General features: G+C 44.1%; 9 protein-coding genes. 3 read left to right on the top strand and 6 right to left on the bottom strand.

The genetic code is table 11. From position 1 onward, the window contains the following. Nucleotides 1-160: 160 nt before the first annotated feature. Nucleotides 161-847: a hypothetical protein gene (locus MAHAU_RS01400; RefSeq protein ID WP_148258362.1), complete on the bottom strand. Its 687-nt coding sequence runs from the start codon at nt 845-847 to the stop codon at nt 161-163. Nucleotides 848-1,071: 224 nt separating this feature from the next. Between MAHAU_RS01400 and MAHAU_RS01395 the strand changes: the two genes are divergently transcribed. The 3 genes from MAHAU_RS01395 to MAHAU_RS01385 all read left to right on the top strand — a co-directional run bounded on the left by MAHAU_RS01395 (nt 1,072) and on the right by MAHAU_RS01385 (nt 4,183). Then, complete coding sequence (locus MAHAU_RS01395; protein WP_013779936.1) at nt 1,072-1,467, top strand: BlaI/MecI/CopY family transcriptional regulator; 396 nt, start codon at nt 1,072-1,074, stop codon at nt 1,465-1,467. Continuing rightward, nucleotides 1,464-3,287, top strand: a complete 1,824-nt coding sequence (locus MAHAU_RS01390) for a M56 family metallopeptidase (protein WP_013779935.1) — start codon at nt 1,464-1,466, stop codon at nt 3,285-3,287. Before MAHAU_RS01395 ends, MAHAU_RS01390 begins: the two co-directional genes overlap by 4 nt. Before the next feature lie 146 nt (nt 3,288-3,433). Beyond that, entirely contained in the window at nt 3,434-4,183 is a 750-nt protein-coding gene (locus tag MAHAU_RS01385; protein WP_013779934.1) for a hypothetical protein, read from the top strand. 95 nt (nt 4,184-4,278) lie between these two features. On the opposite strand, the gene ppdK is transcribed toward MAHAU_RS01385, so the two are convergent. The 5 genes from ppdK to MAHAU_RS01360 form a co-directional block, all read right to left on the bottom strand. After that, nucleotides 4,279-6,912: a pyruvate, phosphate dikinase gene (gene ppdK / locus MAHAU_RS01380; RefSeq protein WP_013779933.1), complete on the bottom strand. Its 2,634-nt coding sequence runs from the start codon at nt 6,910-6,912 to the stop codon at nt 4,279-4,281. Nucleotides 6,913-6,970: 58 nt separating this feature from the next. Beyond that, on the bottom strand, nt 6,971-9,037 hold the full coding sequence (gene glyS, locus MAHAU_RS01375; RefSeq protein WP_013779932.1) for a glycine--tRNA ligase subunit beta: 2,067 nt from the start codon (nt 9,035-9,037) through the stop codon (nt 6,971-6,973). After that, nucleotides 9,034-9,915: a glycine--tRNA ligase subunit alpha gene (glyQ, locus tag MAHAU_RS01370; protein ID WP_013779931.1), complete on the bottom strand. Its 882-nt coding sequence runs from the start codon at nt 9,913-9,915 to the stop codon at nt 9,034-9,036. The genes glyS and glyQ overlap by 4 nt, the downstream gene beginning before the upstream one ends. Nucleotides 9,916-10,030: 115 nt before the next feature. Next, a complete protein-coding gene (locus tag MAHAU_RS01365; protein WP_013779930.1) occupies nt 10,031-11,755 on the bottom strand; it encodes a tetratricopeptide repeat protein in 1,725 nt (574 codons plus the stop codon). A 74-nt stretch (nt 11,756-11,829) separates the two neighbouring features. Then, the gene (locus MAHAU_RS01360) at nt 11,830-12,837 is read right to left on the bottom strand and encodes a helix-turn-helix transcriptional regulator (protein ID WP_013779929.1); all 1,008 of its coding nucleotides are present in this window, start codon (nt 12,835-12,837) and stop codon (nt 11,830-11,832) included. Between the last annotated feature and the right edge of the window lie 33 nt (nt 12,838-12,870).

Raw genomic sequence — 12,870 nt, 5'->3', positions numbered from 1 at the left:
CTTTCGGATATGATTATACTATATGCGCCGATGCATTTCAAGATTCACATTTCGCAGCAAAATCACAGGTTCAAAGGGAAATATCAATAAAAAAAGCGGCCGCTGTATTAAGCCAGCGCGACCGCCCTATTATGTGCTTCTATTTTTATATGTTTAAGCTTTATTTCAAAAGCGGGCAACCGCAGTGCGGACAAAAGTCGTCACCGATGTCGCACACTGTAGAACAGGCATTGCATATAATGATTTCATCATGCGATTTGTCGTATTTTTCATAAGATTTCAGCCTGCCGTGATAGCGTACCTTATCTCCAATCTGGAAATAGTTATAAAATCTATCATCGTTTTGAGTGACAAATTTATGCTTTTTCCCATTATCCTCTTGTATTTTTACTACATATTCCATGTAATTAGTTGTTAAATAGCTATCGTCTCCGGTACGGCGCCTTCTGGTTCTTCGATTAGCGCTTTTATCGACCACCGTTCCGTCCCATGTCCTTCCTCTCCCCTTGGCAGCGGCCTGCAATAGGCAAACGAACAAAAACATCGCGGCTAAAAACAGCACAGTAAAAATTGTGGCGCCGGATGTCATATCCACCAACCCTATTGCGTTACCGACAATGGCCCCAACGACTATCACCGCCGACGAAACCAATCCAAAAATTATTAGCCGTCGTTTACTCTTCCTAATATAATTCTCAAAAGTCTGATCGTCTATTTTCCCGGAAAATCCGATGAGACTTTCATTATTGCCCGTACCCGTTACCCCTTGAGTTCCCTGCTGAGCCCCGCATACCTGGCATGTTTTTTCGCGCCTAGGCAAAGCCGCTCCACACTTTGTACAATACATAGCGGTCATCCTTCCCATAGTAATATTTAGCATATATAGAGCCATAGCCTCCACAATATTATAATAAGATGTTTTCAATTGAAATGCGTTCACCTCTTAAGGCGAATTTTATCAAATAACCCATCACCCTTTTGGGTGATAAGCTTAAGAAGCGTTTTCTCTTGTTGACAAAGATCTCCTACAGTTGTATTATATAATCAAATACATTTGTACGAGGTTGAATTATGAGCAATAAGATGCCGCAAATTTCCGAATCCGAATGGCAGGTAATGAAGGTGCTTTGGCAAAATCCCGGCTTGACAGCCGCCCAGGTTTCAGACGAGGTTTCAAAAGAGAATGACTGGAGTTCAGGCACCACGCGCACATACCTGCGCAGACTTGTAGCCAAGGAGGCTCTCCGCTTTGAACGGGACAAAAACGACAGCCGGATATATTACTACTATCCGATTATAAGCGAAACCGAGGCCATCGAGCATGAGAGCAAATCCCTTTTGGGCAGAATAGTTAAAGGCAAAGCCGGCATCGTACTCGCTTCCCTTATAAAGGATTCAGATCTTACTCCCGAAGATATCAACGAACTTGAAAGCATTTTAAATCAGAGGAGGGATGAAGAACAATGAAAGGCATTTTTGCAGCTATCCTCATTATCAGTCTGCAGTCAGCCGTTGTAGCAGCAGCGGTTATAATAATAAAGAAGATATTCGGCACACGACTCAATACGCGCGTCGGTTATCTGCTTTGGGCGCTTGTCCTGTTCAGGCTCATCTTCCCCGTGCTGCCTTCAAGTCCGTTAAGTATTTTCAATGCCATAGATATTGACGTTTCAGCCATGCCTTTCTTATCGCAAAATACGCCTGCAATATCGCGGAACATGGATGACGCCAGTTCAAGCTTGTCGACAGTCCATGCCGTCGACAGCTCAAATATGAGCACAGCTTCGCGAGTTGAAGAGGAAAAAACTCCGCTGCGAAATGGCCCTGCGGAAAATATAATCGCAGAAAATACGATGATAATTTTATCATATATATGGGTTGCAGGGGTACTGCTGATAATAGCCTATTTGATCTTTGTCAATCTGTTTTTCTCATCAAGAGTAAAATCAATGCGTATTGTTGAACTGTCAGAAGATTTAATAAAAAAGCTTAAAACGCATACAGGCATACGGCGCTCAATAAGATTTGTAGAAAGCGCCGGAGTATCTTCCCCATGCGTTTTCGGCGTAATTAACCCCGTTATCATTCTGCCAAATGGCTTAATGGATGGTATAGGCGACAACGATTTGTACAATATTTTGGCGCATGAATTTGCGCACATCAAGCATTATGATCTGGCAGCAACATGGCTTGCTTATATTCTTTGTGCCATTCATTGGTTTAACCCGCTCCTATGGTACTGCTCTGTATTGATAAAACGGGACCAAGATCTATGCGCGGACGCATATGCCATGTCCCTTTTACCCGAGAACGAAGTAATGGGATATGGCCGAACTTTATTATCTGTTGTAAAAAATACCGAAACGCAGCCATTTGCGCTCATAACAGCGGGAATAAACGAAAGTAAGAGTACTTTAAAACAGAGGATCAAAAACATAGCCGCCTTCTCAAAGAAGAAATATAAGCTAACCTTATTCGGTATCCTGCTTGTTGTGCTTACAGGTATAATACTGGGTACCTCCGGCATGAACTACCCGAAAACCAGCGAGGAAAGAATGAAATTTTCGGATAATATTATCATGAGCATTTCGTCGGATAATGCAAAAGGCTTCGAGCTTAAGATCCATAATAAAAACAACCTGGCCATAAACAATTGCAATCTGGAGATATATGACGGCAATCCTTATGTAACAAAATCCAAGCCGATATTCAGCAATAAGAACTTTCGTGTTTCAGGGCAAAACTACAAGTCGTTTAACCTGGAAAACATAGATTATAACAATGCATATATAAAATTCAACTACAGGATTGGCCTCGCTCCTGGAGACGGCAATATACTATCATCTTCCGGCGATATTCGGGCATTTGACAAAACATCTGAAGTAAACGCCTGGGCCGCGGCTTCTGACGCTGAAGTCAACGCATTCATAAACGAATATAAAATAAATCCTTTGGCGATAACAAAAATATACGATCTTTACACAATCGTGATATTCGAAAACGGTTCTTCGACAGGGTACTACGAGCTGTACAAGGATAACAAATCGAATGGGCTCATAAGCAGGAAGGTCGTAGGATACGATTCAGGCATCGAGAAACCACCTGTGCAAATGTTGGGAGGCACCGCCGCGCTAATAAACTATTCGTTTGTAAACTTCAAGATAAATTCCTCGGCCTTACGTGCCCTCGGCTACAAAATGAAATTAGTGACATCCAACGGCACGCTTACAAGCTATGTCGCCGCCAGGCAGCTCACACTATTGAAACCCGCGGCTTTGGCAATGTAAACAAGATACTCATTTATGATAAGGACGACAAACTGATTTATGACGGCGAAAAAGCCCTTTTTAATGACGTCAACTTCAGAAGCGATGATCCAAGTTTCGGCAAAGTAACAAGCGAAAAAGGCTTTAAGATAATTAACCAGTCGCCCATGAGCTTCGACGTAACCTTCACTCACGGTATGTTCCCTGATAAGTATGTCGTAGCCTATAAAAGCAACGATATCGACTGGAAGATTCCATTATTCACATACGAGAACACCACTGCATACCTGAAATCCATTGTTGAATCCAATGAATCGCCGGATAAACTTTACGCTAATTTTTATTTTATACATGATATAAGCAACAAACCCGGAAATATCCTAAGCAGTTGCTATGTTAACATAGAGCAAAACGGGGAACATTCTTATACCAATAACGTAAACGTTAAGAAACATGTTTTAACCTCAGAATTTGGTACAATTAAAAACGTTACTTCCATGAGAAGCTTTGGCCCAGGGGATCAAATGGCTATCTATCTGGACAAGTCAATGGTTGAAAAAACTAAAGGTAACTTTACGATAACCTTTGACGGCTTAAATCTGATAAGCTATATTCCAAGTTCAATGCATGCGTTAGATGAAAATAAAAAAGCCCAAATACGCAACATGGTCTATGATCAGGTCATGACACGCCAAGGCAGCAAAGATAAACTTACCGGCGTTGAAGAAGTGTTTGCCGCTGTCGGACGTAATGGCCAAAAAATATTCGATGCCGATACAAAAAAGTATATTGATATTTCAGGCAGATATGTGTATTATGTTGTCTTTCATACCGAAGCGGATGGTTTACTCGGTCCCATCACTGTTATTGTCGACCCCGTAACCGAAAAAATAATCGGATATCTTCCAAGGGAATAATACCGCAAGCCAGTGTTTTATAAAATAAAGCGCCGCCGCTTACTGAACATAAGCGACAGCGTTCTTTATTATCTTTTACTGAAACTTGCAAGACCTTATTTGGCTTGTTTATGCTTTACAGCAGCCTGCGCTGCGGCCAAGCGCGCTATCGGCACGCGGAATGGCGAACAGGATACATAATCCAAGCCTACCGCATCGCAGAATTCTATCGAGCTTGGGTCCCCGCCATGCTCACCGCATATTCCGAGCTTTATATCCGGCCGCGTGGATCTGCCCAGCTCCGCCGCCATCTTTACGAGCTTGCCTACACCTTCCTGATCCAAGTGCTGGAATGGATCAAAGTCGTATATCTTCTTATCATAGTAGGCATTCAGGAACTTGCCGGCGTCGTCTCTGGAGAAGCCGAACGTCATCTGCGTCAGGTCATTGGTGCCGAATGAGAAGAATTCGGCCTCCTTAGCTATTTCATCAGCCGTCAGCGCAGCCCTTGGCACTTCGATCATGGTACCCACATGATACTCTATGCGCTCGCCTTTCTCCTTTATAACCTCCTCGGCGGTCTGGACTATTACATCCTTAACATATTTCAGCTCTTTAAGCTCGCCTACCAGAGGTATCATTATCTCGGCTACGATGGTATGGCCTTTCTCCTGCTTTACCTCTATGGCAGCCTCCATTATAGCCCTGGTCTGCATTTCGGCTATCTCAGGATATGTAACCGCCAGACGGCATCCCCTGTGGCCCAGCATTGGGTTGAATTCCTTCAGGCTCTCGACAGTGGCCTTCAGCTCATCAAAGGTTATACCCATCTCTTTTGCCAATTCAGCTATTTCCTCATCTTCGTGAGGTAAGAACTCGTGCAGCGGCGGATCCAGCAGCCTTATGGTAACCGGCTTGCCTTCCATGGTTTCATATAATCCTTTGAAATCGCTCTTCTGCATCGGCAACAGCTTGGCCAAAGCTTTGCGACGCTGTTCTTCGGTCTTGGATATTATCATTTCGCGCATAGCCGGTATGCGGTCTTCATCGAAGAACATATGCTCGGTACGGCACAACCCTATGCCTTCGGCTCCATACTCGGCCGCCTTCTTGGCATCCCTGGGTACATCGGCGTTGGCCCTTACCTTCAGCCTGCGCAGCTCGTCGGCCCATGCCATAAACGTTGCGAAATCACCGCTTATAGCCGCCTCCACCGTAGGTATGGCCTGAGCATATACATAACCGGTGCTGCCGTCTATAGATATATAGTCGCCTTCCTTTATAGTCAAGTCACCTACTGTGAAGTATTTGCCCTCTTCGTTTATCTTGATGTCACCACAACCGGCTACACAGCAAGTGCCCATGCCTCTCGCCACCACTGCCGCGTGAGAAGTCATACCACCGCGCGCCGTCAGTATACCTTGAGCCACATACATACCCTCTATGTCTTCAGGTGATGTCTCAGTTCTGACCAGTATAACCTTCTTGCCCTCTTTGGCGGCTTTTACAGCATCTTCTGCCGTAAAGTAAACCATACCGCAAGCGGCGCCGGGAGATGCCGGCAGGCCCTTGGCTACGGGTTTGGCTTCTTTAAGCGCCTTTTCGTCAAACATCGGGTGAAGCAACTGATCCAATTGCTTTGGCTCGACCTTGAGTATGGCCTCTTCTTTGGTCAACAAGCCTTCATCGACCATGTCTATGGCTATCTTCAATGCTGCTATGGCCGTGCGCTTACCATTGCGTGTCTGCAGCATGTACAGTTTGCCGCGCTCTACCGTAAACTCCATATCCTGCATATCTTTATAATGCTGCTCGAGTTTCTTGGCTATATCGGCAAATTGCTCATATACATGCGGCAGTACCTCTTTTAATGCGGATATGGGTTGAGGCGTCCTTATACCTGCCACCACGTCCTCGCCCTGAGCGTTCATGAGGAATTCGCCGTACAGTTCCTTTTCGCCGGTGGACGGGTTGCGCGTAAAGGCAACGCCTGTACCCGAATCATTGCCCATATTGCCGAATACCATGGTCTGCACGTTGACCGCGGTACCCCACCAGCTCGGTATCTCGTTTAAGCGCCTGTATGTTATGGCCCTTGCATTATTCCATGAACGGAATACCGCTTTTACAGCCTCCATCAACTGCACCTTCGGATCTTGCGGGAAATCTTCTCCTTTTTCCTGCTTATAAAGCTCCTTATAGCGCTTTACCACTTCTTTTAGATCATCAGCTGTAAGATCGGTATCGTATTTATAACCCTTAGCTTCTTTTATCTCATCCAATATTTTCTCAAATTTGTTCTTATCTATTCCCATTACGACATCCGAGAACATCTGTATAAAGCGGCGATAGCTGTCATAAGCAAAACGTTCGTTGTTTGTAAGCTTAGCCAAACCTTCCACGGTTTCATCATTCAAACCGAGGTTCAATATCGTATCCATCATGCCTGGCATAGAAGTCCTTGCACCTGAACGAACCGAAACCAGCAATGGATTGTTCGGATCGCCGAGTTTTTTGCCATTCACCTGCTCGAGTTGCGCGAGCTTTTCATTTATCTGCTCTAATATGTCCTCCCCTATGACTTCGCCGTCTTCATAATATCTGGTACAAGCCTCGGTAGTAATGGTAAACCCGGGCGGCACAGGTAAACCAAGCCTGGTCATCTCGGCCAATCCGGCTCCTTTACCCCCCAGCAGCTCTTTCATGCTGCCGTCGCCTTCTCCAAAGAAATATACATATTTATGTGCCATAAAGCTATATCTACTCCTTTCATATTTGTAAATCTATATAATAAAGCTGATATTTCAGCTATATTACAATATAGGAAAAATCGCCTATTGCCTTAAACAATTCAGCTATGTTCTTCAAAATCGCCAAGCGATTAGCCCTTATAGCTGGATCTTCGACCATAACCAATACGGCATCAAAAAATTCATCCACCGCTGGCTTAAGCCCTTTTAATATTTCATAGGCACGGTCGTAATCCCATGCAGCCAGCGCCTCATTTAACAACTCTTTTGCGTCTTTATACGCCTGCCATAATTTGCTCTCGGAACTATCGCTAAAGAGGCTCTCATCTACAAACAGGCTGTCCGTTTTGGCTGCCAGATTATTCGGCCTGTTAAAAGCCGTCATAAAGTCTTCGAAATCCGAGCGCGCCTTCCATTGGGCTATTATCTTGGCGCGCCGGCGCACCTCACAAATATCATCGAAATCAGCCGCTATGGCAGCGTCCACAACATCATAAGATAAGCCGTCATCTATCAGCATAGAGCGTACCCTCTGCTTTATAAAATCCAATACCTCGTTAAAAGTCTTACGCCGGTTTTCATCATCCAAATCGTAAAGCTCTAGGCTGTGCATCACTGCATCGCGCAACGAAATGCTTATCTCCTTCTCATATATCATCCGGCATATGCCCAAAGCCTGTCTACGCAACCCGTAGGGGTCCTGCGAACCCGTAGGCTGAAGTCCTATGCTGAAGTATCCGCACAGCGTGTCCAATTTATCGGCCAGGCTTATGGCCGTGCCGATAACCGTATCAGGCAAATCATCAACAGCCGTGCGCGGCAAGTACATTTCATATATGGCCTGCGCCACAGGTTTCGGCTCGCCTTGCAATATCGAATATTCTCTGCCCATTATGCCCTGCAGCTCATCGAATTCATTTACCATATCGGTCACGAGGTCGGCTCTGGACAGATAAGCCGCTCTATCAAGGCAAGAGAGCATATCTTCGTTTAATCCTAATCTTTGGCCTATATACCGGCACAAATTGCGCAATCGCATAGTTTTATCATACAGCGTGCCAAGGCCATCATGAAACACTATACCTTTTAGTTCCTCTACTCGCTGCTCGAGAGGGCGCTTTATATCCTCTTCAAAGAAAAACTTGGCATCATCCAGCCGTGCCCTAAGCACCTTTTCGTTGCCTTCTCTGACCACATCTATGTAATCGGTCGTACCATTCCTGACCCCTATGAAATATGGCATAAGCGCACCCGTATCATCTTTAACAGGAAAGTACCGCTGGTGGTCCTTCATAGGCGTAATCACTACCTCTTTGGGTAAATCCAGATATTTTTTGTCAAAATTCCCCAAAAACGCTGTAGGATATTCTACCAGGTATACGACTTCCTCCAGCAAGTCTGGATCTTGCAGCGCTGTACCTCCTGTTTTATCGGCTAATTCTTTTATCTGTCGGCTTATCATATCCTTGCGACGATGTTGATCCACTATGACAAACTGCTGCTCCATGATAGCGATATAATTATCGGCCCTATCTATAGCCACCTCTGGTTGTCCTAAAAATCGATGGCCTCTGGAATAGCGGCCAGATGGAATGCCGCCCATATCAAAGGAGATCACTTCGTCATCCAGCAATGACGCTATCCACCGTATCGGACGCACAAATCTAATATCCATATCGCCCCATCGCATAGACTTAGGAAAGCTCAATGTCGATATAAGCTGAGGGGCTATTCCCTTTAACGCCTCACTCGCCTGCATACCGCGTTGCACTTTATGAGCATAGACATAAGGTATGCCGTTAATCTCATCGATGATCAAATCTTCGACGCTTACATTCTGGCTGCGCATAAAGCCCAATAGCGCCTTGGTAGGCTGCCCGTCATCACCATACGCTGCCTTTTTGGCAGGTCCTTTGACCAATTGTTCGACATCCTGCTGGTGCCGAGCCACATCCTTCGCTATAAGCACTATGCGCCTTGGCGTACCATATGCGCGCATATCTTTATAAGGCAGACGGTATTGTTCAAAAATAGCCTTGCCTTTCTGCTCCATCTGATCCAATATATCCGGCATAAAATGAGCCGGTATTTCTTCACACCCTATTTCTAAAAGGAAGGTGTTCATGGCGCCACCTCCTTCCTCAAAAGGGGATAGCCCATATCTTCGCGCTGTTTTATGTATAGCCTGGCGCAGCGTCTAGCCATATTCCTAACGCGGCCTATATACGATGCCCTCTCACTTACGCTTATAGCCCCTCTGGCATCGAGGAGATTGAACGTATGCGAACATTTCAACACATAATCGTATGCCGGCAATAACAAGCCCTCTTCCACAAGCCTATAAGACTCTTTCTCATATATCTCGAACAACTGTGTCAGCATATCAACATCAGAGCATTCAAAATTATATTTTGAATGCTCCCATTCCGCCCTGTGAAATATATCACCGTAGCTTATATCATCCACCCACTGTATATCGTATACATTATCCTTATCCTGTATATACATGGCTATACGTTCCAGGCCATAGGTTATTTCCACCGACACCGGCCGGCAATCGATACTGCCCACCTGTTGAAAGTATGTAAACTGCGTTATTTCCATACCGTCCAGCCACACCTCCCAGCCCAAACCCCATGCGCCGAGAGTAGGAGACTCCCAGTTATCCTCTACAAATCTCACATCGTGTTTTTCCAGTTCTATGCCTAGTGCCCGCAAACTATCCAGATACAATTCCTGGATATTATCGGGCGACGGCTTTATCACTACCTGAAACTGATGATGCTGATATAATCTGTTGGGATTATCGCCATAACGGCCATCCTTAGGCCGGCGCGAAGGCTCCACATAGGCCACTCGCCAAGGCTCCGGGCCGAGCGCTCTCAAAAAAGTAGCCGGATTCATGGTCCCGGCACCTTTTTCTATATCATAAGGCTGCATTAAAGCACAACCTTTGCTGCTCCAAAAGCGTTGCAGCGTTAAAATAATATCCTGAAAATTCATATATCGGCTCTACGCCGCTTTATAGAGCGGCTTCAACCATCCTCTCAAATAATAATATCTCTTTACACACGTATCCTTATATACTTTAGCAAAAGGGCGACTGCTTGTCAATAGCCTAAAAATCTATATAGCCTATTGTGTCGATTAAGCGCCTGTAAGCGGTTGACAGGGATGATGCTGACACATTATAATATTGAGCAATGTCCCGCATAACTCCCCAAGAACCCTTTCTCCTGCAATAGTAATACTCCAACGCCGCAGCCCATACCTCTTTCTTCCTTATCTTGCTTAGCCTTTCCTGCGATACCATGTTCAAATAGCACTCCATAGTTTTACGTACCGCGGCTTCGTAGTTATCGTCATAACGGTTTTTCATCATCTCTACAGCCAACTCAGCGGTTTCCATGTATAAACTGCGCAAACTACTGTTCTCGGTTTCGGTTATCAAGTTAACCTTTACTTCTGTCAACCTCTGATCTATATAGGCCATGTACGGTTCTTTTATCCCATTTTGCTTTAATAAACCAAAAACCTCTTTGCGCAGCGCTTCTGACTCGCCTTTTCTGAGCAGAAATTCCCTTAAAATCCTTTCGGCCTCCCGATCTCTAAATCCTGATACGGTATGAAGAAGGACGCTTTTTATCACATCATCATTTATATCCAGACCCCATCTGATTATATCCTTAAATTCCTTATCTTTGTGCCACATATCGATCAATTGATCTTCAGGCATAGCTAGCATCCGATTTATAAATTGCATCCGCCTTAAAAATTCATCATGCGGCACTTGATATTGATAGAGGTACTCCTGGTCAGGTATCAACTGCCTCATGTGAAGGCTGGTCCTCGCTCTGTAAAATGCCGCTATAGAGTTGTCTGGATCCAGCTTCAGCATCTTATCCCACCAGTCCATAGCTTCGTCGTATTGCTTTAAGTTAAGGCAAGCTACTCCACAATAATATATAATCCTTATATCATAGGGGTTATATTCCAACAACATTTTTAAAACATCGAGTGCTCGGTCATGCAATCCTAACTCGCATAATGTGACGCCTATTTTATATAAGCCGTCGGGATCATCAGCATCTATTAAATCCGTTATCCTCTTTATATATTCCTCTTTGCCGTCTTGATTACCTATATCATCATAATACAAGGCCATATTGCAATTTGCGTGTATATTGTCGCTTTGAACTGACAATACGGCTTTTTCTATATTTATCGCTTTATCTATATCGCCTGCGCAGAAGTACGCCAATGAAAGGTTGTTTTTTACGAATAAGAGCGTGGGATCCTCATCCATTATCCTTTCAAATACATTTATGGCTTTTTTATATTCACCTTTGTCCAAAAGCTGCTTGCCTATCCTCGCGCGTTTATAAAGGGCTTTAAAACTGCTGTCATATCCTATTATTTCTTCAATATAAGAGGTTTGCAGCTCCAAGATAGCCAGAAATTCCTCTGCTTCATCGGCATATTCCCCGTCATAATCCATATTAAGATATTTTTTGAAATATTCCCTGGCCTGATCATAATCCTGCATTCCCAGAAAATTGCATGCCATATCAAAATAGACCCTAGCCCTGTATTCTCCTGCGCGGTGCAGTACGTGTGCTAGCACAACATTGGACTCGTCAAAAAAACTCATTTCGGTGAATAATTCCGCAAGCTCCAAAACATAGCCTATATTATCCGGATCTTTATCCACTGCCTTCCTGTAACAATTCAGTGCCTCTATATAATTGCTTTTCCCGATATATTTCTGAGCCCTCTTATAATAAAATGACCCATTTTGCTCAAAAGGAAGCACGTTTCCTTCATTCGGTTTAGTATAAATCATGATTCACCTACCAAAAATCAGTGCTATCTAACTTCAATTATACGCCTTTTATATCTGTTTGTGAAGAAAAAATCTTATTGGTAGCATCTGCATATACCCATGGCTCGTTCTTTTATAATATCGGCCAGCTGCTTGGGCTTAAGCACAACCGCATCGCTGCCATAGCTTAATACCCACCGGCCTATTTCCTCCAAATTGGATACCGTCTTTACGAATACAACAGATCCGTCGGGTTGCTTTATAAGTTTATCGGCCTTCCTTTGCTCATATTCGCATACCAGCCTGGCACCCTTATTCACAAAACGCACTTCCACCGTATAATGCTGATTGCCTTTCAATATATTCCACACATAATCTGTATACTGCTCATAAGAGAAATTCGGATCCACTTCGAAGTGCTCGTCCAGCATATCGATCCATTTTATCCTATCTACACGAAATTCTCTTATCTCATTGGATTTATGACAGTATCCTACAATATAATAATTGCCATTTTTGAAAAACAACAGATAGGGATCTATCTCCCTCACGCTCTCTTCATCCGACGTGAAAGAATAATACCTCATCTTAACTGTGCAGTGGTCATCGGCTGCCTTTTGAAGCAAATTCATAATGGCATCGGAAATTATATGATCCGATGACAGGTCATTGAGATCCACCTTAAAATAAGACGCCACCTGCTGCATAAATTTTTTATTGGGAACAGGCATGGAATTAATGATACGGTCGACTATCTTATAGGCGTCCTCTCCCATCACACTGTTGGAAAACGGTTTGGCTATCTCACGAAGGAAGTATAGCCCGAGTAATTCATCTATATCCAAGTCCAAATTATGTATGTTAAATATGCCATCTTTGAACAGCTTATAGATCGGCCGCGCATCGCTTCCATCCTGATATATAAAGCCAACCTCGCTTAAATCATCCATATCATTCATTATAGTAGCGCGAGTAACCGTATAGCCCGCTCTATTGACCTTTTCAGTCAGTTCCGTTTGGCTATAGCCATTCGGATTCTGAGCCAGCAACTTTATTATATACCATTGGCGTTCTATCTGCTTTTGATCGGTGTTTTTTGGCATGGCACATCCCCTCCACAATTATATATCGTCTTC

The organism is Mahella australiensis 50-1 BON, from assembly GCF_000213255.1.
Lineage (GTDB): Bacteria > Bacillota > Clostridia > Mahellales > Mahellaceae > Mahella > Mahella australiensis.
Note: the sequence above shows the minus strand (reverse complement) of the source record. Positions and strands in the feature narration are given on the sequence as shown.